The following is a 21,447-nucleotide window of genomic DNA, read 5'->3' as shown; positions in this document are numbered from 1 at the left end:
TCAAGCGTATTAGTATAATAGGAGTTTTGTAACAAAAAACAAATGAAGGGAGAATGAAAAAAATGAAAGAGCAAGTATTACAAGTAACAAAAGGTGACTTCGTAGGATCAGCAAGTGGAGCAGTAGTATTAACAGCGTTAATCGTATTTCTATCAAGTGTATTAGTGTAATAGAAGTTTTAAATCCTACAAAATGAAAGGAGAATGAGGAATATGAACAGTGAACAAGTGTTACAAGTAACAAAAACAGATTTATTAGGATCGTTAGGTGGAGCGGTAGTATTAACATCATTTATTCTATTCCTTGCAAATGTATTAGTATGAGACATATAAATACAATCATTCAAAAAAAATAAAGACTCTAGCATATTAGTAAGTAGTTAATATGTTGGGGTCTTTTTTGTTTTCTCCTATATATCTCTCCAAAACATTAATAGTCTTCCTTTATCGCGTAAACGCTCAATTGGTGAAGTTTAATAATTAACCCTTCGTTGATTAAAATCTCCCTTTATTTCAAAGAGAAAAAAGTCGAATTTTATATGTAAGAAAAAAAGAGGAATTTGACAGAAAAGATAGAAAATTTTAAAGGTCAGAATTTGTTAGCTTGCTAACTAATTTTTATTAATCGATGTTGGAAGCGTTTTCGGTTGGTTTTAAGTATGGACCATTTAATCTATTTACAGGGGGATGAGGATTTTATGAAACAAAAATCTATGGATACGCTAGCTGCACAAATGGAGGACTTTTTTCCAGTACGTGATGTAGACCATTTGGAATTTTACGTAGGAAATGCAAAGCAATCAAGTTATTACCTTGCGAGAGCATTCGGATTCAAAATTGTGGCCTACTCTGGATTAGAAACTGGTAACCGTGAGAAGGTATCTTATGTTCTTGTGCAAAAGAATATGCGTTTTGTTGTGTCTGGAGCTTTAAGTAGCGATAATCGTATCGCAGAGTTTGTAAAGACTCATGGTGATGGCGTGAAAGATGTGGCATTACTTGTTGACGATGTTGATAAAGCGTACTCGGAAGCGGTGAAACGTGGTGCCGTCGCAATTGCTCCGCCTGTAGAGTTAACAGACGAGAACGGTACATTGAAAAAAGCAGTTATTGGTACGTATGGTGATACAATTCACACGCTTGTAGAGCGTAAAAATTATAAAGGAACATTTATGCCAGGATTCCAAAAGGCTGAGTTTGATATTCCATTTGAAGAGTCAGGTTTAATTGCTGTAGACCATGTAGTTGGTAATGTTGAAAAGATGGAAGAGTGGGTTAGTTATTACGAGAACGTTATGGGCTTTAAACAAATGATCCATTTTGATGATGATGATATCAGTACAGAGTATTCAGCATTAATGTCGAAGGTTATGACAAACGGAAGTCGTATTAAGTTCCCTATTAACGAACCAGCTGATGGAAAGCGAAAATCACAAATTCAAGAATATCTAGAATTCTATAATGGAGCAGGTGTACAGCATCTTGCTTTACTAACAAATGACATTGTTAAAACAGTAGAATCGCTTCGTGCAAATGGTGTGGAGTTTTTAGATACACCAGATACTTATTATGATGAGTTAACTGCACGAGTTGGAAAAATTGATGAAGAAATTGATAAGTTAAAAGAATTAAAGATCTTAGTAGATCGCGATGATGAAGGCTACTTACTACAAATCTTTACGAAACCAATTGTAGATCGCCCGACTCTATTTATTGAAATCATTCAACGTAAAGGTTCTCGTGGATTTGGTGAAGGAAACTTTAAAGCGTTATTTGAATCAATTGAAAGAGAACAAGAGCGTCGCGGAAATTTATAAAATTTATATCCACCAGCAGGAATTCTTTTGCTGGTGGAAATTTCATTTTCATAGGGAGGAATCATGATGAAATTTGTTACATTTCGTCTTCCTTCAAAAGAAATGCGAGCTGGATGGCTTGAAGGTGACAAAGTAATCGATATGAATCTTGCTAGTGGTGGAAAATTACCTTCTTCTATGTTCGCCTTTTTAGAGAAAGTGGATGAGTATGTAGAAGTATTGCATAATATTAAGAATCCGGAAAAGGGTATATATTCCTTAGAGGAAGTACAATTAGTGGCGGCAATTCCTAATCCGAGTAGTATTCGGGATTTTTACGCGTTTGAACAGCATGTAAAAACGGCACGCGGCCGAAGAGGGCTAGATGTTGTACCTGAATGGTATGATATTCCGGTTTTTTATTTTACGAACCACCGTGCTGTAATTGGTCCAGATGCTTTTGTAATTGGCCCGAAGAAATCTAAAAAACTGGATTATGAGTTAGAGATTGCTTGCGTAATTGGGAAAGAAGGAAGAAATATTTCTCGTGAGCAAGCAGAGGAATATATTTTTGGTTATTGTATTATGAATGACTGGAGTGCAAGGGACTTACAAGCAACAGAAATGAAGGTAGGACTTGGTCCAGCAAAAGGGAAGGATTTTGCAACTTCATTAGGAGCGCACCTCGTTACGAAAGAGGAATTAGATGTTTATCGTAACGGTGATCGTTATGAGTTAGAGATGACTGCTCATGTAAATGGAAAGTTATTATCGAAGGGGAACTTCCAAGATATTTACTATACATTTGCTGAAATGATTGAACGTGCTTCGGAAGACGTTACGTTATATCCAGGTGATGTGATTGGTTCTGGGACAGTAGGAACAGGATGTATTTTAGAACTAGGTACGGAAGAGTGGCTGCAAGATGGAGATGTTGTAGAACTTACGATTACTGGTTTAGGTACATTACGTAATACGGTCAAAAAAGAAATGGAAGCAGGTGATGGGCATGTTTTATCGTCACATGGGGGAGCTACCTCATAAACGACATGTACAATTCCGTAAAAAAGATGGATCACTTTATCGTGAACAGGTAATGGGAACAAAAGGTTTTTCTGGTACGCAGTCTATTTTGTATCATCATTATATGCCAACGGAAGTAGGGCATACAGCATTATCTCATTCTTGTCAGTTGCAGTATGAAGAGGATGTTGCTCTTTCACATCGCCACTTCCGCACGAAAGAAAATAAAAAAACTGGCGATGCAGTAAGCGGAAGAAACTTTATGCTTGGGAATGAGGATTTATTAATTGGAGTAGTGACTCCAACAGAAAAAATGGACTATTTCTACCGTAATGGTGATGGCGATGAAATGTTATTTGTTCATTACGGAACAGGGAAAATTGAAACAATGTTCGGAACGATTCACTATCGAAAAGGTGATTATGTAACGATTCCAATTGGAACGATTTATCGTGTTATTCCAGATGAAGGAGAGACTAAGTTTCTTGTTGTAGAAGCAAATAGTCAAATTACAACACCGCGTCGCTATCGTAATGAATATGGACAATTGTTAGAGCATAGCCCGTTTTGTGAGAGAGATATTCGTGGCCCTGAAAAATTAGAGACGTATGATGAAAAAGGTGAGTTTGTCGTAATGACAAAGTCACGAGGGTATATGCATAAACATGTCTTAGGACACCATCCGTTAGATGTTGTTGGTTGGGATGGCTATTTATATCCGTGGGTCTTTAATGTGGAGGACTTCGAACCAATCACAGGTCGTATTCATCAGCCACCTCCAGTACATCAAACATTCGAGGGTCACAATTTCGTTATTTGCTCTTTCGTACCACGTTTATACGACTATCATCCAGAATCTATTCCGGCACCATATTATCATAGTAACGTGAATAGTGATGAAGTACTGTACTACGTAGAAGGAAACTTTATGAGCCGGAAAGGTGTGGAAGAAGGTTCTATTACACTTCATCCGAGCGGCATTCCTCATGGGCCACACCCTGGGAAAACAGAGGCAAGCATAGGGAAAAAAGAAACGCTTGAATTAGCTGTTATGATAGATACATTCCGTCCACTTCGTATTGTAAAACAAGCACATGAAACAGAAGATGAAAAATATATGTATAGCTGGATTGAAGAGGGTTCATATACTGTGAAATAGGAAAAAGAGGCATGCGCAATAACGGAGCATGCCTCTTTTATGGAATCGACATGTATAATAATACCAAAAAGAACTATAGAAAGATATATAGAAAGAATGATAAGGATAGCGCGTATTCATAAGAATTTCTACTTATTTCGACAAAAGTATTGACTGTGAAAAGTACTATGAGTAAAATGAAAAAGCGAATTAAAAATTTTCAGAAAATTTAAAACTTGGAGGAGCATGCTATGAAGCAAATTTTTCAAAAGAAGCCTATTGCAAAGTTAATGCAAGAGAGTAAACAAAAGACGTTAGCAAGAACATTGGGCGCGCTAGATTTAACGATGCTTGGAATCGGGGCAATTGTTGGAACGGGTATTTTTGTTCTAACGGGCGTGGTAGCGGCGAAACATTCTGGACCAGCTATTATATTATCGTTTGCGATAGCTGCGTTAGCTTGTGCCTTTGCTGCATTTTGTTATGCTGAATTCGCTTCTTCAGTTCCTGTCTCAGGCAGTGTGTATACGTACACATATGCGACGATGGGAGAAGTATTCGCATTTTTAATTGGATGGGACTTAATGCTTGAGTATTTACTTGCTACCTCAGCTGTGGCAAACGGTTGGTCCGCTTATTTCCAATCGTTATTAAAGGGATTTGGAATCCATATTCCTACCATTCTCTCCTCGGCCCCTGGTACAGGAAAGGGTGGAATAATTGATTTACCTGCGGTTCTAATCATTTTAGTGATGACTGTTCTTTTATCTAGAGGTGTTCGTGAAAGTGCACGTGTAAATAATATTATGGTATTTATTAAAATAGCGGTTGTTCTTATTTTTATCTTCGCTGGTTTTAATTATGTGAAACCTGAAAACTGGACGCCTTTTATGCCGTTTGGTTTAGATGGTGTAATGGCTGGAGCTGCTACAGTGTTCTTTGCCTTCATAGGGTTTGATGCAGTTTCGACGGCAGCAGAAGAAGTGAAACGCCCACAACGTGATTTACCAATTGGCATTATTGCATCTTTATTAATTTGTACGGTTCTTTATATTGTCGTTTCGCTTATTTTGACAGGAATTGTTCCATACGGACAGCTAAATATATCAGATCCAGTTGCTTTTGCACTTCAATTTATTGGACAAGATGGTTTAGCGGGAGTAATTTCAGTAGGAGCAATTACAGGAATTACAACTGTAATGCTAGTTATGATGTATGGGCAAGTACGTGTTTCGTATGCAATGAGTAGAGATGGATTATTGCCGAAACGTCTTGCTAAAGTTCACCCGAAATTTAAAACACCATTTTTAAATACGTGGACAACGGGAATTATTGCGGCACTGATTTCAGGATTAATAGATTTAAATGTATTAGCACATCTTGTAAATATGGGGACATTGTCAGCATTTGCACTCGTAGCTGTTGCTGTAATTGTAATGAGAAGAACTCATCCGGACTTACCGAGGGCATTTAAGGCGCCGCTTGTACCATTTTTACCAGCGTTAACAGTAATTTTTTGTTTATACTTAATGCTTCAATTATCCGGAACGGCTTGGATTAGTTTTGGGATATGGATGGTTATTGGTATTGCGGTTTACTTTTTATATAGCCGTAAACATAGTGCTTTAAATAATAGTAAAGAAGAAGAAGATGCAGCAAATCTATAAGTAGGGAAATCCATTCTAATTCTTTTAGAATGGATTTTTTTATTTGAAAATTTACATTTTTCTGAATTAGTTATAAGATAATTGTTGGCAAACGAAAGGGGTGAAATGATGAAAAATACGTGGCGTGAGTTAAGGGAGATGGACCGTAACGTATGGATTCGATTTATTGGAGAGACGTTAAATGGAATTGCGATGATGATGTTGATGCCTTTTTTTGCATTATATTTAAAAGATAAGGTAGATTCGTTATTGCAGGTCGGAGTGATTATGGCGCTTTCTCCAATTGCTGCAAGCTTTGGAGCAATTATAGGAGGAAGAATTGCTGATAAATATGGAAGAAAGCCAATTATGATATTTTCGATGGCGAGTAATGCGTTATTAATGCTCGGTTTTCTATTTATAGAAGGATTTATTCCATATGCGATTTTATCTATTTTTTTAGGATTAAGTAATTCTTTATTTCATCCAGCTGCATCAGCAATGGTTGCGGATGTAACAACGCCAGAAAAAAGAACTGAAGCATATGGTTTATTACGAATGGGGCACAATATAGGTGCTGCAATTGGCCCGATAATGGGTGCTTCAGTAGTTGTGTTGTCGAAGAACCTTGTGTTTATTATTGCTTCTTCTACGATGTTGTTTTATGCATTACTAGTATTTATTCTTATTCAAGAGACAATGCCGAAGAGCACGAATAACGAAGAGAATAAAGAAAAGGAACCAGGAGCAGTGTGGAAAATTGTATTGCGAGATAAGGCACTAATGATTTATTTATTAGCGGGTATTATTATTTCGATGGGATTTTCTCAAACAGAAGGTATGTTGCCACTGCACTTTGATAATGAAATGAAAGGTATTTTTGGAACTAACAATCCATATCCGTATTTAATGGCTTTAAATGGACTATTAGTTGTGTTGTTCCAATTTCAAATTTCAAAATGGGCCACAGATAAACCTGTCGGAAAGACGATGTTATATGGTGCATGTTTGTTCGGGATTGGTTTATTCTTTATAGGATGGTTACCGAAGTGGTTTGGAGAATTCGATATAAATGCTACAGTTATTTTAATTACATTAATGTTCGTTTATGCCATATATACACTAGGTGAGATGATCATGTCGCCTGTACAGATGACGTTTGTAGCGAATTTGGCCCCTGAGCATTTGAGAGGGACTTATATGGGAGCTGCAAGTTTACAGTGGATTACAGGAAGTGCATTCGGTCCACTTCTTGGAGGTTTTTTGCTAGATCGATTACTTGGGCACCTTCTCTTTACAATTTTAGCTGTAGGATGTGTAATTGCAGGTGTTGTATATGTTTCTTTAGATCGTCTCGTTGAACAAAGGCAAAAAAGCACACTAACCAAACAATCTTCTTAACGAGTAGATGATATACACGAAAAGGGGATTTCTACATATTTTAGGTACATAACTAAATTGGGTTGCAATTTTATATATTTATGAAAAAAGATAAGTGGAAAAAGTATAGAAAACCAATAAGTGGTGTCATTTAATTATTTGTGGAAGTTACATTTTATTTCAAATAGGAACTACCTATTTTTATAAAAAGTGCTAAAATAGAAAAATGAAAACAATTGGTTAGGGTGATTTCAGTGACAAAAATTAAATTAGGTTTATTATACGGTGGAAAATCAGCTGAGCATCAAGTTTCGCTACAAACGGCTCTTGCTGCTATTAAAGCATTAAATCAAGATAAATTCGAGATTCATCCAATTTATATTACAGAACAAGGTCAATGGGTACGCGGTGAGCGTATTGAAGGTGAAGTAACAGATGTTGAAGTTCTAAAAATGAGCGGTGCAGAAAATGCGATTTCTCCGTTATCATTAAGTACAGAAATTATTCCATCTGCAGCTTCTGAGGAAAATGCTATCGACGTTATATTCCCATTACTGCATGGACCGAATGGTGAAGATGGAACGGTTCAAGGATTATTAGAATTAATGAACATTCCTTATGTAGGAAATGGTGTTCTAGCATCTGCTGCAGGTATGGATAAAGTTGTTATGAAAAACATCTTTGCAGAGGCTGGATTGAAACAAGCAAAATATGCATCATTCATTCGTAGCGCATGGGAAAAAGATCGTGAAACAGCATATGAAAAAGTAGAAGAAGTATTAGGATATCCTTGCTTCGTAAAACCAGCAAACCTTGGTTCAAGTGTTGGTATTAATAAGTGTAAAAATCGTGAAGAGCTTGAGAATGCATTTGAAGAGGCATTCCAATTTGACCGTAAAATTATTGTAGAAGAGAATATTGTTGGACGTGAAGTAGAAGTGGGTGTACTAGGTAATGATGAACCGAAATGTTCAGTTGTAGGTGAAATCGTACCGAAAAAAGACTTCTATGATTATAAGTCGAAATATATTGATGGCGATACAGCGTTAATTATTCCAGCTGAAATGACAGAAGAAGAGTCTAATGTTATTAAGCGAGATGCGATTATTGCGTTCCAATCGTTAGATGGTGCTGGATTAACACGAGCTGATTTCTTCTTAACGAAAGGTGGAGAAGTATACATTAACGAAGTAAATACAATGCCAGGATTTACGCCGTTTAGTATGTTCCCTCTACTATGGCAACATACTGGATTACCGTATCCGGAATTAATTGAAGAGCTAATCGGTTTAGCGATTGAGCGTCACGAAGAAAAACAAAAAATTAAATATACAATCTAACAAAAAAGGAGGAGGCACTATTCGCAGGAATAGTGCTTCCTCTATGTAAGGAGTGTTTTTATGATAAATCGAACGTTAAAACAAGTAGAACAGATGGTAAATGGTACGGGATTAGCAGAGCGATATGAGGGAATTACTATACAAGGAGTGTCTATTGATACAAGAAAAATCGAAAAAGGAAACCTATATGTTCCGATTCAAGGTGAACGTTTCGATGGACATGCTTTTGTAGATAAAGCTGTTGAAAATGGAGCTGTTGCTACATTGTGGATGAAAGATGTAGCAAATCCACCTGAGAATCTTCCAGTTATTCTTGTAGAAGACACGCTATCGGCATTACAATTGTTAGCGAAAAGCTATCGCGATCAATTGGATGTTAAAGTTGTTGGTGTGACAGGTAGTAACGGTAAAACATCTACAAAAGATATTGTAACAAGTCTTCTTGCAACTAAATTCAAAGTTCAAAAAACAGAAGGAAACTTCAATAACCATATCGGGTTACCTCTTACTATTTTAAACTTAGAAGAAAATACAGAAGTAGCTGTATTAGAAATGGGTATGTCAAGCCGAGGGGAAATTGAATTCTTATCTAAGTTAGCTCGTCCAAATGCAGCTATCATTACAAACATTGGTGAGGCACACTTAATGGACTTAGGCTCTCGTGAGGCGATTGCTGAAGCAAAATTAGAAATTGTGACAGGATTACAAGAAGGTGGAGTGTTCGTATATAACGGAGATGAGCCATTATTGACAAATCGTGTTCCTGAAATGAATTTAATAGCTGAAACAGTTACGTTTGGTGATGCTAGAGCAAATGATTATTATCCAACAACTGTAACATTACAGGCGACCGGGACCCATTTTAAGATGAATAGAGACAAAAATATTTCATTCTACTTACCGGTGTTGGGAAAACACAATGTGTATAACACACTTGCTTCAATGGCAATTGCGAAACATTTTGGTGTAACGTGGGAAGAAATGAAACAAGGTTTAGTCACACTTCAAATGACAGGTATGCGTATGGAAATTGTAAAAACAGATAGTGGATTAACAATTATCAATGATGCTTACAATGCAAGTCCGACAGCCATGGAAGCAGCATTCCACCTAATGAATGGTTTAGATGGATTTGCTAAAAAAATTGTCGTGCTAGGTGATATGTTAGAGCTTGGAGATCAAGAAGTACAGTTTCATTATGAAGTAGGTAAATTAATCGATCCAGCAAAGGTTTCATACGTATTCACATATGGTAAATTAGGGGCTCAAATTGCTGAAGGAGCGAAAATTAATTTCCCTAATGAATGTGTAAAGGCGTATGATAATAAAGAAGAGTTAGTAAAAGAGTTGCAAACAGTAGTCGATGCGAAAGATGTTGTATTAGTAAAAGCATCTCGTGGTATGAAATTAGAAGAAGTAATTACGATGTTGAAATAATTGGTGTATATAAACAGGGATGATAGCCACGAAAATAGAAGAAACTTATAATAAGCGCTTACAGTAAATATAAAAAAATAAAAGTGAAGAAAAAAACTCTGAATATGAAAATAAGGTAACAGTTGGGTTTGCTTTTTACACATACAAAACTTATAATTGATAAAGTGTAATAACGTTTAGAAGTATTTTCGCGAAGAATATACGCCCGTTTATATACGTGAGCATTCAGGAAAAGGGCTTTTCCGCAAATTCGGAAAACGCCTTTTTTTAAATGATAAGTATAGGATAGAAAAGGAGAAGTAACATTGACAACATTTCGAGAATTAGGATTAAGTGAGTCTTTACTGCAATCTGTTGAAAGCATGGGCTTTGAAGAGGCTACGCCGATTCAAGCTGAAACAATTCCACATGCATTGCAAGGTAAAGATATTATTGGGCAAGCACAAACAGGTACAGGGAAAACAGCAGCATTCGGATTACCACTATTAGATAAAGTGGATACAAATAAAGAAGCAGTTCAAGGTATTGTTATCGCGCCAACGCGTGAATTAGCAATTCAGGTTGGAGAAGAGCTATACAAAATTGGTAAACATAAACGTGTTCGTATTCTACCAATTTATGGTGGTCAAGATATTAACCGCCAAATTCGTGCTCTAAAAAAACACCCACACATTATTGTTGGTACGCCGGGTCGTATTTTAGATCATATTAACCGTAAAACACTTCGTTTACAAAACGTTGAGACTGTTGTTCTTGATGAAGCGGATGAAATGTTAAACATGGGCTTCATTGAAGATATTGAAGCGATTTTAACAGATGTGCCAGAAACACATCAAACATTATTATTCTCAGCGACAATGCCAGATCCAATCCGTCGTATTGCTGAGCGTTTCATGACTGAGCCTCAACACATTAAAGTAAAAGCAAAAGAAGTAACAATGCCAAACATTCAGCAGTTCTATTTAGAAGTGCAAGAAAAGAAAAAGTTTGACGTGTTAACACGCTTACTAGATATTCAATCTCCAGAGCTTGCAATCGTATTCGGTCGTACAAAGCGTCGTGTCGATGAATTATCAGAAGCATTAAATTTACGTGGTTATGCAGCAGAAGGTATTCATGGTGACTTAACACAGGCGAAACGTATGTCTGTATTACGTAAATTTAAAGAAGGTGCTATTGAAGTTCTTGTTGCAACAGACGTTGCTGCACGTGGTCTTGATATTTCAGGCGTAACACACGTATACAACTTCGATATCCCACAAGATCCAGAATCATACGTTCACCGTATCGGTCGTACTGGCCGTGCAGGTAAAAAAGGTATTGCAATGTTATTTGTAACACCACGTGAATCAGGACAATTAAAAAATATCGAGCGTACAACAAAACGTAAAGTTGACCGTATGGAAGCACCGACACTTGACGAGGCATTAGAAGGTCAACAACGTTTAATCGCTGAAAAGCTTCAAAGCACAATCCAAAATGAGAACTTAGCATACTACAAGCGTATTGCAGAAGAAATGTTAGAAGAGAATGATTCTGTAACAGTAGTAGCTGCTGCTTTAAAAATGATGACAAAAGAGCCGGATACAACTCCAATCGCTTTAACATCAGAACCACCAGTTGTTTCAAGAGGTGGCGGTTCTAAAAAACGCGGCGGCAACGGAGGCGGATACCGTGATGGTAACCGTAATCGTAGTCGTGATGGACGCGGTGGTGGCGATGGCCGTAACCGTGATCGCAATCGTGATGGACGCGGCGGTGGCGATGGCCGTAACCGTGATCGCAATCGTGATGGCGGTAGCCGTGGTCGTAAAGGTGAAGGTCAAGGTCGCCCTGGATCTTCAAATGGACGCGGGGAAAGAAAACATCATAGCCGTCCGCAAGCTTAATAAAAAAAGAGAATGCCCTTTACCGGCATTCTCTTTTTTTATTTCTCTAATTGTACATACTACATAATAACTTGTGTAGAAAAGAGGTGTTACATGCTTGTAAGACTTGGGTATGTCGCGATGAGTGTAGATTTAAAGAATGCGTCTCCATCTCAAACGATGACGTACGCGCAGTTTCAAAAAATAGATGATCGGGAAGCAGCGATTCGTAAACTTGAAAGAATTGCTAATTCGAATTTGGAAAACTGTTTACGACTATTAAAGCATAATAAAGGACATGACATATCGTTCTTTCGACTTAGTTCCAAGTTGATTCCTTTAGCAAATCATGAGGAGTTGTTAGATTGGAACTACATTCGTCCATTGAAAGAAAATTTAAAAGTGCTAGGTGAATACGCAATTCGTATGAACATGCGAATTGATTTCCATCCAGATCATTTTGTCGTACTGAATTCACCTGAAGAGAGTATTTTTAAACAATCCGTAAAGACATTGCAGATGCATAAAAAATTATTAAAAGGTATGGGGATTGAACATAAACAGAGGTGTGTATTACATGTGGGTGGAGGTTATAAAGATAAGGAACTTGCATTAGAACGTTTTATAGAAAATTGGTCGAGTGTTCCGAGAGGTATTCAAGAGATGGTCATATTAGAAAATGATGACACGACCTTTTCTTTAGAAGAAACATTGTATTTAGGTGAGAAGTTAGATATTCCAGTCGTGTTTGATTTGCATCACCACATGATGAATAATAATCAAGAAGATTGGCATGAAGATTGGGCGCGTGTTGTACATACGTGGGAATCGTCTTTGTTACCAGTGAAAATGCACATTTCTAGTCCTAGAGAGGGAAAAGACCCGAGAGCACATGCAGACTTTATTGATGTAGATACTTTTTTATCTTTTTTAAAAAGGATAGAGGGAAGTGTTCCGCAAATTGATTGTATGATTGAGGCGAAGAAGAAAGATGAGTCTTTATTTCAACTCATGAGAGATTTAAGTAAACAAACAGGTGTGGAAATTGTCGATGGTGCGAGCTTCTATATTAAATAAGCTCTGCACCATCGAGTTTTTTTGTTAATAAAGGGGTGCAAATACCACCAATGATCAATCCTGTTAAATGGCTGATAGGATTAGCAGAGGGATTGAAGAAAGTGAATAGTAGTAATATACATATCATGATTGAAAAAATAGCAATGTCTCTCGGATTGGAAGAACGATAACGACTATACAATAGAAATAATTGTGCACCTAGCAATCCGAAAATACCGCCAGATGCCCCGGCATGAATATATTCAAGAGGCATAATAAGATAAGTAGAAATATTTCCGAGAATACCAGAAAGAAAAAAAATAATGATGAAAGAAAAGTGCCCAAGTTGTTTTTCAATAGAAGAGCCAAGCACGAATAAACAAATACTATTAGCAAGAAAATGTTGTAAGTCTATATGTACAAGCAGAGAAGTTATGAGACGCCACCATTCTCCTTTAGCGATATATTCATTATAGGCTGCCATAGGAAAGAGGAAAAAATCGGCTAACATAATCATGATTAATTGTATAAGAAGTAAAGCGATGACAATTGGTTGTAAGGAAATGCGGGCAGATGGTATTAGCATGGTTGAGTATCACTCCTTTTGCATCAGAAAGATTCTCTGTTATTCTTACAATATGAAAAAAGAAAGCTAAATAGAAGAAGGGGAGTTTGAAATGATTGTAGGGATTGGAATCGATATTATTGAATTAAATCGAATTGAAAAAATGCTAGATGGAAAGCTGAAATTTATGGAACGTATTTTAACTGAAAGTGAGCGGAATGTCGCTAAGGAACTGAAGGGAAGTCGCCTTACAGAGTTTGTAGCTGGAAGATTTGCAGCGAAAGAGGCGTATTCAAAGGCAGTAGGAACTGGCATTGGGAAAGAAGTGAGTTTTTTAGATATCGAGGTAAAAAATGATGATAGAGGTAAACCGATCCTTATTACAAGTACAGAGCATATTGTTCATTTATCAATTAGTCATAGTAAGGAATTTGCTGTTGCTCAAGTTGTTTTAGAAAGCTCGTCAAGCTAGTCTGCATATTTTATACCTTTGTCTCATATATTTGAGGTAGCGATAAGGAAGGCACATCTTCCATTCATTTATAGGGGCAAAGGGGCTGAAGTGATGAAAAGGCGTCTGTTTTTAGTTCTTGTCGGTTTATTAACCGTTTTTGTGTTGGCCGGTTGTATGGAAAAGAAACAAGATGATGTTGTGAGAGATTTAGAGGCGAAAGTAAAAGGGATGAAAAGTTATCAAGCTGAAGCAAAATTATCTATTAAAACAGGGAATGAGCCTCAGGAGTATAAGGTAGAAATATGGCATAAGGAACCTTCTTTTTATCGTGTGAATTTGCAGAATGCGAAAAAGGATCAGAGCCAAATTATTTTAAGAAATGAAGAAGGTGTATTTGTATTAACGCCAGCGCTTAATAAGAGTTTCCGTTTCCAAAGTGATTGGCCGCAAAATAGTAGCCAGGCTTATTTATATGAATCCCTTGTGAGAGATATTTTGCAGGATAAGAAAAACCTTACTTTTGAAAAAACAGATAAGTATTATATTTTTAAAACAAAAACAAACTATCAGCATCAAAACATGTTGCCGAGACAAGAGATTACATTGAAGAAAAGTGATTTAACACCAGTTTCAGTGAAGTTAATGGATAATGATCAAAATGTTCTTGTGAAGGTAGATTTCTCTAAAGTGAAATTCGATGCGAAATTTGATAAAGGTGCATTTGATACGAAACAAAATATGTCTAGAGCGCAAGTAGATGTTCAAACAACGGCAAAAGAAGACAAACCATTTGCTATTTTGTATCCACGTGATACGCCGCAAGGTATGACTTTGAAAGACGAAAAAGAGTTGAAGACAGACAGTGGCAAGCGTGCGATACTCACATACACTGGAAGTAAGAAATCCTTTACTTTAATACAAGAAAAGGCAAAAGTTGCAGAGGCGTCGTCAGCTATCAGTGTAAGTGGAGAATTGGTTGATCTTGGATTCACGATTGGAGCGTTGACGAAAGACTCTTTAACGTGGTCGCATAACGGAGTAGAATATATGCTCGTGTCTAAAGGTTTAGAGCCGAAGGAGCTATTAATGGTTGCTCGTTCAGTTACAGAGAAGCAGGTGAAGTAAACTTCTTAGACGTGGTGATATATGTGCACCACGTCTTTTCTGAGTTTGAAGGGTGGATTTCATAAAAGAAGCATATAAAAGAATAAGCTTCGCATATCGTGTATAAGGAAGTGTATTTATGGAAGAAGCACCATTTTACCGTGACACTTGGGTAGAAGTGGATTTAGATGCGATCTATAACAATATTACACACATTAAAAATTTCATTCCAAGTGATGTAGAGATTTTTGCTGTAGTTAAGGCTAATGCATATGGACACGATTATGTACCGGTAGCTAAAACGGCATTAGAAGCAGGGGCGACAAGGTTAGCGGTTGCCTTTCTAGATGAAGCTTTAGTGCTTCGAAGGGCTGGTATTACTGTGCCAATTTTAGTATTAGGTCCTTCCCCGCCTCGTGATGTCAATGTAGCTGCTGAAAATGATGTAGCGTTAACTGTTTATCAAAAAGAATGGGTGGAAGAAGCAATCAAACTTTGGGATGGTTCGTCTACGATGAAATACCATATTAATTTCGATAGTGGTATGGGGAGAATTGGAATACGCGAACGCAAAGAATTAAAAGGATTTTTAAAGAGCTTAGAAGGTGCACCATTCTTAGAATTAGAAGGAGTTTATACACATTTTGCAACAGCAGATGAGGTGGAGACTTCTTACTTTGATAAGCAATATAACACGTTTTTGCAGCAGTTAAGTTGGTTGAAAGAATTCGGAGTGGATCCTAAGTTTGTCCATACAGCTAATAGTGCTGCAACGCTACGTTTTCAAGGGATTACATTTAATGCAGTACGAATTGGCATTGCGATGTATGGGTTATCCCCGTCTGTAGAAATACGCCCCTTTTTACCGTTTAAATTAGAACCGGCGTTATCACTGCATACGAAGGTTGCTCATATTAAACAGGTGATTAAAGGGGATGGGATTAGTTATAACGTCACGTACCGAACGAAAACCGAAGAATGGATTGCAACCGTTGCAATTGGATATGCAGATGGGTGGCTTAGAAGATTACAAGGATTTGAAGTGCTTGTAAATGGTAAAAGGGTACCGATTGTAGGTCGAGTAACAATGGATCAATTCATGATACACCTTCCTTGTGAAGTGCCGCTTGGTACGAAAGTTACACTCATTGGAAGACAAGGTGATGAGTATATCAGTGCTACTGAGGTTGCTGAATATTCCGGGACTATTAATTATGAAATTATTGCAACGATAAGCTTCCGGGTGCCGAGAATATTTATACGGCACGGTAAGGTTGTAGAAGTAATCAATTATTTGAACAATATATAGAAGGTAGTATAATCTGCTTCTTGTCATTTGAGAGGACTGTTCATTGGTTAAGAATAAGTTCGTTTTTTGACGAGAAGCTTTTTACTTATCATTACTTTTAACATAATTTAACGTGAATTTTGCTAAGAAACTCTTCCGTTTCTTGTTTGTGATGAGATAAAAAATAAAAGAATATGAATGTTTTGTTTGTGAATTGGAAAACATAAGCATGGAATAAGGAAGTCTTTGCAACAGGCTCCATACAATGGTATTATTACAATAGGTGTCATATATATTTGGGTGTGTAGTTGACGGTGGAGGTGTATTTTTGTGTCCGAATCAAGTGTAACTACTGAAATCGTGGTTCGGTTGCCAAAGCAAATGGTAACGGAATTGGACGGAATTGGAAAACAAGAGAATAAGAATCGCCATGAACTAATTTGCCAGGCAACACAACTGTTATTGCGTCAACATAAGACGAAGAAACGCTACCAACATGAATCAATGCGACGTGGGTACATTGAAATGGGAAAAATTAATCTTGGTATTGCATCTGAAGCTTTCTTAGCAGAGTATGAAGCAGCTCATACAGTAGAACGCTTAGTTAGCGGGGGGTAATATTTTGATTGTAAAACGCGGCGACGTGTATTTTGCAGACCTTTCCCCAGTTGTTGGTTCTGAGCAAGGAGGCGTTCGTCCGGTTCTTGTCATTCAAAATGACATCGGAAATCGTTTTAGTCCAACGGTGATTGTAGCGGCTATTACTGCACAGATTCAAAAAGCGAAATTACCCACTCATGTGGAAATTGATGCGAAAAAGTACGGTTTTGAGAGAGATTCTGTTATTTTACTTGAGCAGATTCGAACAATCGATAAGCAGCGCTTAACGGACAAAATCACTCACTTAGATGAAGTGATGATGATTCGTGTAGATGAAGCGCTACAAATTAGTTTAGGACTAATAGATTTTTAAATCGGCAGTTTAAGTTGCTCTCCTTGAAGGGCAACTTTTTTTTATTATAGAGGAGGTTACGGTTGTATATGGAAATGGTAGATAATCGACAAGCGTTAATGAAAATGTTAGTGAAGGAATTAGGCTTTACCGAAAAGCAAGTTCGTCATGTTATTCAATTAACAGAAGAAGGTAACACAGTTCCATTTATTGCTCGTTACCGAAAAGAATGGACAGGCTCTTTAGATGAAGTGCAAATTCGTACAATTTTAGAGAGATGGCAATATATGATGCAGCTTGAAGATAGGAAAGAAGAGGTTCTTCGTCTTATTGATGAGAAGGGGAAACTGACAGGAGAATTACGTCAGCAAATTGTGAAAGCTACAAAGTTGCAAGAAGTAGAAGATTTATATCGTCCATATAAAGAGAAGAGAAGAACGAAAGCAACGATTGCAAAAGAAAAAGGATTAGAGCCATTAGCTGAATGGTTATTGTTATATAAGAAAGAAGATCCAAATCAGAAGGCAATGGAGTTTATTAATGCAGAGAAAGAAGTGCAATCTGCAGAAGAAGCATTACAAGGTGCCCAAGACATTATTGCAGAAATTGTTTCGGATGAAGCGGCATATCGTAGTTGGATTCGCAATACAACTTTCCGAAAAGGAATTATGTCTTCATCTGTAAAAGATAAAGAGAAAGATGAAAAGAATATATATGAAATGTATTACAGCTATGAAGAGCCTTTACAGAAAGTAGTGCCACATCGTGTATTAGCGATGAATCGTGGTGAGAAAGAAGATATATTGAGAGTTTCTGTTGTTCCGCCAGTAGATGAGATAGTAACTTTCTTATATAAGAAGGTCATTCGTGATAATGATTCTAAAAGTGCACATTATGTACAGTTAGCGATTGAAGATGGCTATAAGCGATTAATTCAATCCTCGATTGAAAGAGAAATCCGAAAAGAATTAACAGAAACAGCTGAGGAACAAGCGATACATATTTTCTCTGAGAACTTGCGTAACTTATTATTACAACCTCCTATGAAAGGGAAAGTAGTGCTAGCTGTAGACCCTGCATATAGAACGGGTTGTAAATTATCTGTTGTAGATGATACGGGGAAAGTTCTATATATTGATGTTATTTATCCGCATCCACCAGTTCGTAAATATGAAGATGCAAAAACGAAAGTTCTTTCTATTATAGATAAATATCAAGTTGAAATGATTGCAATTGGGAATGGTACAGCTTCTAGAGAAACGGAAGAATTTATAGTTGATGTATTACAGAATGTGAAACGAGAAGTCTTTTATATTATTGTGAACGAAGCTGGTGCGAGTGTATATTCAGCTTCCGATTTAGCTCGTGAGGAATTTCCGAATTTACAGGTTGAAGAAAGAAGTGCTGTTTCTATTGGAAGACGTCTGCAAGATCCACTTGCTGAACTTGTGAAGATTGATCCTAAATCAGTTGGGGTTGGGCAATACCAACATGATGTATCTCAAAAGAGATTGAATGAATCATTAACATTTGTAGTAGAGACGGCAGTTAACCAAGTCGGTGTGAATGTAAATACGGCTTCAGTTGCGTTATTGCAATATGTTTCGGGTTTATCGAAAACTGTTGCGAAAAATATTGTGGCAAAGCGTGAAGAAGAGGGGAAATTTACAAAACGAACAGACTTAAAGAAAATACCGCGTCTAGGTGCGAAGACATATGAGCAATGCGTAGGTTTCTTACGTATATTAGAAGGGGCAAATCCGTTAGACCGAACGGGTATTCATCCAGAACAATATAAAAATGTTGAATTGTTATTGAAGAGTCTAGGACTATCAAAAGATGACGTAGGACAACCTCAGTTACAAAAGAGTTTAGAAGAAGTAGAGATTTCTAAGTTGTCCCAAGAAACGGGAATTGGGGAACCGACATTAGTTGATATTATAGATGCACTCATTAGTCCAGAGCGAGACATGAGGGATGAGTTGCCTAAACCACTTCTGAAAAAAGGAATTTTGAAATTAGAAGATTTAAAACGTGGTATGGAGCTGGAAGGAACGGTTCGTAACGTTGTTGATTTTGGTGCTTTTGTTGATGTTGGTGTAAAGCAAGATGGTTTAGTGCATATTTCTAAATTAAGCACACAGTATGTGAAGCATCCGTTAGATATTGTATCTGTCGGACAAATTGTAAAGGTATGGGTAGATGATATTGATACGAAAAAAGGTCGTGTCGCATTATCCATGTTGCCAATTGAATAATAAGAGAAGAGAGCAGATAAAACTGCTCTTTTTTTATGGAATAGAAAGTGTAATGGATTATGAGCTTTGATGTATTTTGCTATAATAAAACCAGCATTCATTTAGTAATTTAATTTGATACCGGTTTTTTTCAAAATATGCGCGTTGCATTTGTTTTTTTAGCCACGTAGGCATAGGAATCCCTCCTTGTTTAATCCTACTCTCATAAATATAAGGTACTATTGATGAGAGGTTGGTGAGTGGATTTCTATTCATGCTATGTTTTTAGAAACCACGCTTCTTGAATGAGGATGGGTATATGTACTATTTAATATATGTATAAGAGAGGAGAAAAGTGTAAAAATATTTTTTTGTTTAGGAGGAATGAAAATGGATGAGCAAGAAATACAGCGGTTGGTGGAAGAAGTATCGATACAATACTTCGGAATGCCATTCTTGCATAAAGCTATGTTCAATAGTAGGCTGCGTACAACTGGTGGACGTTATCTATTGAAGAGTCACAATATTGAACTGAATTATCGATATTACGAAATGTATGGGGAAGAAGAATTAGTCGGGATCGTTAAACATGAACTTTGTCATTATCACTTACATATTACAGGAAGAGGATATAAGCACCGAGATAGGGATTTTCGCGAACTGTTAAAAGAAGTCGGTGCACCCCGTTTTTGTAAACGAATGATGAATGAAGAGAAGGGAAAAAAGATTTATATGTATGAATGTATGGAGTGTTTGCTTCAATATGTAAGAAGACGTCAAATTAATACAAAAAGATATGTCTGCGGAAAGTGTAAAGGGAAACTAATTCTGATAAAGAAAATATCTTGACAGTGAAAACGCAATCCAGTATATTATAAACATGTCACGTTTGTACAAGATGTTGTGAAAAAACATCTTGACTTACAATGAGAAATTTTATAAGATACAAATTGTCTTCATTATTCCGCAGTAGCTCAGTGGTAGAGCTATCGGCTGTTAACCGATCGGTCGTAGGTTCGAGTCCTACCTGCGGAGCCATACAGAGAAGTACCCAAGTGGCTCAAGGGGCTCCCCTGCTAAGGGAGTAGATCGCGAACGCGGTGCGAGGGTTCGAATCCCTTCTTCTCTGCCATACATATTGGCCCGTTGGTCAAGTGGTTAAGACACCGCCCTTTCACGGCGGTAACACGGGTTCGAATCCCGTACGGGTCACCACTTCGGAGGATTAGCTCAGCTGGGAGAGCACCTGCCTTACAAGCAGGGGGTCGGCGGTTCGATCCCGTCATCCTCCACCATATAAATTATATGAATAGTATTGTCGCGGGGTGGAGCAGCACGGTAGCTCGTCGGGCTCATAACCCGAAGGTCGCAGGTTCAAATCCTGTCCCCGCAACCAAATGGTCCCGTGGTGTAGTGGTTAACATGCCTGCCTGTCACGCAGGAGATCGCCGGTTCGACCCCGGTCGGGACCGCCATTTTAACTTCTGCTATTTGGCAGTTGTTTTTTATTGGACATTATGGTACAATAACATTTGTCTTTGAAAAGAAGATGGATATTTTGATGGGCTATAGCCAAGCGGTAAGGCAACGGACTTTGACTCCGTCATGCGCTGGTTCGAATCCAGCTAGCCCAGCCATTTACGAGCCATTAGCTCAGCTGGTAGAGCATCTGACTTTTAATCAGAGGGTCGAAGGTTCGAATCCTTCATGGCTCACTTTTGTTTTTTCCGCGCGGTCGTGGCGGAACGGCAGACGCGCTAGGTTGAGGGCCTAGTGGGAGAAATCCCGTGGAGGTTCAAGTCCTCTCGGCCGCATCGAAAAAATCTTAAAAAAAGTACTTGCATTTGAAAATGTAGTATGATAAGATAATTGAGTCGCCAAAACACAACGACGAAAAAACATCATGAATAAGCGCCCGTAGCTCAATTGGATAGAGCGTTTGACTACGGATCAAGAGGTTAGGGGTTCGACTCCTCTCGGGCGCGCCAATTACGGGAAGTGGCTCAGCTTGGTAGAGCACCTGGTTTGGGACCAGGGGGTCGCAGGTTCAAATCCTGTCTTCCCGACCACGCGGGTGTAGTTTAGTGGTAAAACAAGAGCCTTCCAAGCTCTGGTCGAGAGTTCGATTCTCTTCACCCGCTTTTAGTTCTTTGAAAACTGAACG

At 37.8% G+C, this 21,447-nt stretch carries 20 protein-coding genes and 12 tRNA genes; 30 read left to right on the top strand and 2 right to left on the bottom strand.

Going from position 1 to position 21,447, the window contains the following annotated elements:
* Positions 1 to 53: 53 nt before the first annotated feature.
* The 11 genes from ACYVEC_RS29885 to uvsE all read left to right on the top strand — a co-directional run bounded on the left by ACYVEC_RS29885 (position 54) and on the right by uvsE (position 12,704).
* Complete coding sequence (locus ACYVEC_RS29885; protein WP_219916885.1) at positions 54 to 170, top strand: DUF3948 family protein; 117 nt, start codon at positions 54 to 56, stop codon at positions 168 to 170.
* Positions 171 to 212: 42 nt separating this feature from the next.
* On the top strand, positions 213 to 323 hold the full coding sequence (locus ACYVEC_RS29880; RefSeq protein WP_001083700.1) for a DUF3948 family protein: 111 nt from the start codon (positions 213 to 215) through the stop codon (positions 321 to 323).
* 374 nt (positions 324 to 697) lie between these two features.
* Positions 698 to 1,816, top strand: a complete 1,119-nt coding sequence (gene hppD, locus ACYVEC_RS29875; protein WP_063224386.1) for a 4-hydroxyphenylpyruvate dioxygenase — start codon at positions 698 to 700, stop codon at positions 1,814 to 1,816.
* A 66-nt stretch (positions 1,817 to 1,882) separates the two neighbouring features.
* Positions 1,883 to 2,839: a fumarylacetoacetate hydrolase family protein gene (locus tag ACYVEC_RS29870; protein WP_063224385.1), complete on the top strand. Its 957-nt coding sequence runs from the start codon at positions 1,883 to 1,885 to the stop codon at positions 2,837 to 2,839.
* On the top strand, positions 2,805 to 3,977 hold the full coding sequence (locus tag ACYVEC_RS29865; protein ID WP_063224384.1) for a homogentisate 1,2-dioxygenase: 1,173 nt from the start codon (positions 2,805 to 2,807) through the stop codon (positions 3,975 to 3,977). The genes ACYVEC_RS29870 and ACYVEC_RS29865 overlap by 35 nt, the downstream gene beginning before the upstream one ends.
* Before the next feature lie 230 nt (positions 3,978 to 4,207).
* Entirely contained in the window at positions 4,208 to 5,623 is a 1,416-nt protein-coding gene (locus ACYVEC_RS29860; protein WP_063224383.1) for an amino acid permease, read from the top strand.
* Positions 5,624 to 5,731: 108 nt separating this feature from the next.
* Positions 5,732 to 7,003: an MDR family MFS transporter gene (locus ACYVEC_RS29855; protein WP_063224382.1), complete on the top strand. Its 1,272-nt coding sequence runs from the start codon at positions 5,732 to 5,734 to the stop codon at positions 7,001 to 7,003.
* Between the two features lie 233 nt (positions 7,004 to 7,236).
* Entirely contained in the window at positions 7,237 to 8,322 is a 1,086-nt protein-coding gene (locus ACYVEC_RS29850; RefSeq protein WP_063224381.1) for a D-alanine--D-alanine ligase, read from the top strand.
* 60 nt (positions 8,323 to 8,382) lie between these two features.
* Entirely contained in the window at positions 8,383 to 9,759 is a 1,377-nt protein-coding gene (gene murF, locus ACYVEC_RS29845; RefSeq protein WP_063224380.1) for a UDP-N-acetylmuramoyl-tripeptide--D-alanyl-D-alanine ligase, read from the top strand.
* A gap of 305 nt (positions 9,760 to 10,064) precedes the next feature.
* Entirely contained in the window at positions 10,065 to 11,648 is a 1,584-nt protein-coding gene (locus tag ACYVEC_RS29840; protein WP_060629286.1) for a DEAD/DEAH box helicase, read from the top strand.
* Between the two features lie 93 nt (positions 11,649 to 11,741).
* Positions 11,742 to 12,704 (top strand): UV DNA damage repair endonuclease UvsE, encoded by a 963-nt coding sequence (uvsE, locus tag ACYVEC_RS29835; RefSeq protein WP_460509504.1) that lies wholly within the window; start codon positions 11,742 to 11,744, stop codon positions 12,702 to 12,704.
* On the opposite strand, the gene ACYVEC_RS29830 is transcribed toward uvsE, so the two are convergent.
* On the bottom strand, positions 12,697 to 13,269 hold the full coding sequence (locus ACYVEC_RS29830) for a rhomboid family intramembrane serine protease (RefSeq protein WP_063224378.1): 573 nt from the start codon (positions 13,267 to 13,269) through the stop codon (positions 12,697 to 12,699). The genes uvsE and ACYVEC_RS29830 overlap by 8 nt on opposite strands.
* 91 nt (positions 13,270 to 13,360) lie before the next feature.
* Here ACYVEC_RS29830 and acpS point away from each other — a divergent pair, with 91 nt between their 5' ends.
* The 6 genes from acpS (at position 13,361) to ACYVEC_RS29800 (ending at position 19,304) form a co-directional block, all read left to right on the top strand.
* Positions 13,361 to 13,720 (top strand): holo-ACP synthase, encoded by a 360-nt coding sequence (gene acpS, locus ACYVEC_RS29825; protein ID WP_063224377.1) that lies wholly within the window; start codon positions 13,361 to 13,363, stop codon positions 13,718 to 13,720.
* Between the two features lie 156 nt (positions 13,721 to 13,876).
* Entirely contained in the window at positions 13,877 to 14,827 is a 951-nt protein-coding gene (locus tag ACYVEC_RS29820; RefSeq protein ID WP_063224389.1) for a LolA family protein, read from the top strand.
* A gap of 118 nt (positions 14,828 to 14,945) precedes the next feature.
* The gene (gene alr / locus ACYVEC_RS29815; protein ID WP_063224376.1) at positions 14,946 to 16,115 is read left to right on the top strand and encodes an alanine racemase; all 1,170 of its coding nucleotides are present in this window, start codon (positions 14,946 to 14,948) and stop codon (positions 16,113 to 16,115) included.
* Positions 16,116 to 16,424: 309 nt separating this feature from the next.
* Complete coding sequence (locus ACYVEC_RS29810) at positions 16,425 to 16,712, top strand: antitoxin EndoAI (RefSeq protein WP_000004570.1); 288 nt, start codon at positions 16,425 to 16,427, stop codon at positions 16,710 to 16,712.
* A 4-nt stretch (positions 16,713 to 16,716) separates the two neighbouring features.
* Positions 16,717 to 17,067, top strand: a complete 351-nt coding sequence (gene ndoA, locus ACYVEC_RS29805) for a type II toxin-antitoxin system endoribonuclease NdoA (protein ID WP_000635963.1) — start codon at positions 16,717 to 16,719, stop codon at positions 17,065 to 17,067.
* Between the two features lie 68 nt (positions 17,068 to 17,135).
* Positions 17,136 to 19,304, top strand: coding sequence for a Tex family protein (locus tag ACYVEC_RS29800; RefSeq protein WP_142332905.1), 2,169 nt, complete (start codon positions 17,136 to 17,138; stop codon positions 19,302 to 19,304).
* A 57-nt stretch (positions 19,305 to 19,361) separates the two neighbouring features.
* Here the strand turns inward: ACYVEC_RS29800 and cmpA are convergent, their stop codons facing one another.
* On the bottom strand, positions 19,362 to 19,478 hold the full coding sequence (gene cmpA / locus ACYVEC_RS29795) for a cortex morphogenetic protein CmpA (protein ID WP_001143642.1): 117 nt from the start codon (positions 19,476 to 19,478) through the stop codon (positions 19,362 to 19,364).
* A 195-nt stretch (positions 19,479 to 19,673) separates the two neighbouring features.
* Between cmpA and ACYVEC_RS29790 the strand changes: the two genes are divergently transcribed.
* From ACYVEC_RS29790 to ACYVEC_RS29730, 13 genes are all read left to right on the top strand, one after another.
* A complete protein-coding gene (locus tag ACYVEC_RS29790; protein ID WP_063224374.1) occupies positions 19,674 to 20,132 on the top strand; it encodes a SprT family protein in 459 nt (152 codons plus the stop codon).
* Between the two features lie 114 nt (positions 20,133 to 20,246).
* Positions 20,247 to 20,321: transfer RNA gene (locus ACYVEC_RS29785), tRNA-Asn, on the top strand.
* A 3-nt stretch (positions 20,322 to 20,324) separates the two neighbouring features.
* Positions 20,325 to 20,415: transfer RNA gene (locus ACYVEC_RS29780), tRNA-Ser, on the top strand.
* Between the two features lie 8 nt (positions 20,416 to 20,423).
* Positions 20,424 to 20,498, top strand: a tRNA-Glu gene (locus ACYVEC_RS29775).
* Between the two features lie 4 nt (positions 20,499 to 20,502).
* Positions 20,503 to 20,578 (top strand) — tRNA-Val (locus tag ACYVEC_RS29770).
* Positions 20,579 to 20,602: 24 nt separating this feature from the next.
* Positions 20,603 to 20,679 (top strand) — tRNA-Met (locus tag ACYVEC_RS29765).
* 3 nt (positions 20,680 to 20,682) lie between these two features.
* A tRNA-Asp gene (locus tag ACYVEC_RS29760) sits at positions 20,683 to 20,758 on the top strand.
* Between the two features lie 87 nt (positions 20,759 to 20,845).
* A tRNA-Gln gene (locus tag ACYVEC_RS29755) sits at positions 20,846 to 20,920 on the top strand.
* A 5-nt stretch (positions 20,921 to 20,925) separates the two neighbouring features.
* Positions 20,926 to 20,998, top strand: a tRNA-Lys gene (locus tag ACYVEC_RS29750).
* 16 nt (positions 20,999 to 21,014) lie between these two features.
* A tRNA-Leu gene (locus tag ACYVEC_RS29745) sits at positions 21,015 to 21,097 on the top strand.
* A gap of 97 nt (positions 21,098 to 21,194) precedes the next feature.
* Positions 21,195 to 21,271, top strand: a tRNA-Arg gene (locus tag ACYVEC_RS29740).
* Positions 21,272 to 21,275: 4 nt separating this feature from the next.
* Positions 21,276 to 21,352, top strand: a tRNA-Pro gene (locus ACYVEC_RS29735).
* Position 21,353: 1 nt separating this feature from the next.
* A tRNA-Gly gene (locus ACYVEC_RS29730) sits at positions 21,354 to 21,424 on the top strand.
* Positions 21,425 to 21,447: the final 23 nt, after the last annotated feature.

Source organism: Bacillus sp. MN7755 (genome assembly GCF_054771475.1).
Note: the sequence above shows the minus strand (reverse complement) of the source record. Positions and strands in the feature narration are given on the sequence as shown.

Excerpts from the sequence above, each read along its gene's own strand:
- ACYVEC_RS29885 (WP_219916885.1), top strand. The coding sequence starts at position 54 with ATGAAAAAAATGAAAGAGCAAGTATTACAAGTAACAAAAGGTGACTTC.
- ACYVEC_RS29880 (WP_001083700.1), top strand. The coding sequence starts at position 213 with ATGAACAGTGAACAAGTGTTACAAGTAACAAAAACAGATTTATTAGGA.
- hppD (WP_063224386.1), top strand. The coding sequence starts at position 698 with ATGAAACAAAAATCTATGGATACGCTAGCTGCACAAATGGAGGACTTT.
- ACYVEC_RS29870 (WP_063224385.1), top strand. The coding sequence starts at position 1,883 with ATGAAATTTGTTACATTTCGTCTTCCTTCAAAAGAAATGCGAGCTGGA.
- ACYVEC_RS29865 (WP_063224384.1), top strand. The coding sequence starts at position 2,805 with ATGTTTTATCGTCACATGGGGGAGCTACCTCATAAACGACATGTACAA.
- ACYVEC_RS29860 (WP_063224383.1), top strand. The coding sequence starts at position 4,208 with ATGAAGCAAATTTTTCAAAAGAAGCCTATTGCAAAGTTAATGCAAGAG.
- ACYVEC_RS29855 (WP_063224382.1), top strand. The coding sequence starts at position 5,732 with ATGAAAAATACGTGGCGTGAGTTAAGGGAGATGGACCGTAACGTATGG.
- murF (WP_063224380.1), top strand. The coding sequence starts at position 8,383 with ATGATAAATCGAACGTTAAAACAAGTAGAACAGATGGTAAATGGTACG.
- uvsE (WP_460509504.1), top strand. The coding sequence starts at position 11,742 with ATGCTTGTAAGACTTGGGTATGTCGCGATGAGTGTAGATTTAAAGAAT.
- ACYVEC_RS29830 (WP_063224378.1), bottom strand. The coding sequence starts at position 13,269 with ATGCTAATACCATCTGCCCGCATTTCCTTACAACCAATTGTCATCGCT.
- acpS (WP_063224377.1), top strand. The coding sequence starts at position 13,361 with ATGATTGTAGGGATTGGAATCGATATTATTGAATTAAATCGAATTGAA.
- ACYVEC_RS29820 (WP_063224389.1), top strand. The coding sequence starts at position 13,877 with ATGGAAAAGAAACAAGATGATGTTGTGAGAGATTTAGAGGCGAAAGTA.
- alr (WP_063224376.1), top strand. The coding sequence starts at position 14,946 with ATGGAAGAAGCACCATTTTACCGTGACACTTGGGTAGAAGTGGATTTA.
- ACYVEC_RS29800 (WP_142332905.1), top strand. The coding sequence starts at position 17,136 with ATGGAAATGGTAGATAATCGACAAGCGTTAATGAAAATGTTAGTGAAG.
- cmpA (WP_001143642.1), bottom strand. The coding sequence starts at position 19,478 with ATGCCTACGTGGCTAAAAAAACAAATGCAACGCGCATATTTTGAAAAA.
- ACYVEC_RS29790 (WP_063224374.1), top strand. The coding sequence starts at position 19,674 with ATGGATGAGCAAGAAATACAGCGGTTGGTGGAAGAAGTATCGATACAA.